This is a genomic window from Pantoea sp. SIMBA_079 (genome assembly GCF_046940275.1).
Lineage (GTDB): Bacteria > Pseudomonadota > Gammaproteobacteria > Enterobacterales > Enterobacteriaceae > Pantoea > Pantoea borealis.
The window spans coordinates 1-244 of the sequence record NZ_JAWRYR010000777.1 but is presented as its reverse complement, the minus strand read 5'-3'; the positions used below and the strand labels follow the sequence as shown (position 1 = coordinate 244).

Annotated in this window: 1 pseudogene; it reads right to left on the bottom strand. The window is 59.4% G+C overall.

Features of this window, described 5'->3' with window-relative positions:
- A pseudogene (locus SB719_RS22055) lies at positions 1–244 on the bottom strand (PrkA family serine protein kinase); the annotation flags it as partial.

Sequence of the window (244 nt, the reverse complement as noted above, 5' to 3'; positions counted from 1 at the left end):
CTTCTCTTCCAGGCCTTGGGCGGCGTGGCGGAAGTACGACACGATCTGGTCGATGCACTCTTCCATGCCATGGAAGTCGGCAAAGGCCGGATAGCGGCGGATAACCTTGTTGGAAAAGATTCGCGACAGCCTGGAGTTGGTAGAGGTGTCGATCAGCTCTGGCTCACCGATGGCCAGCAACAGCCGTTCGGCCGCCGATGCGTAGGCACTGCGATCCTCTTTGCACAGCTCGAGGTACTCCTGC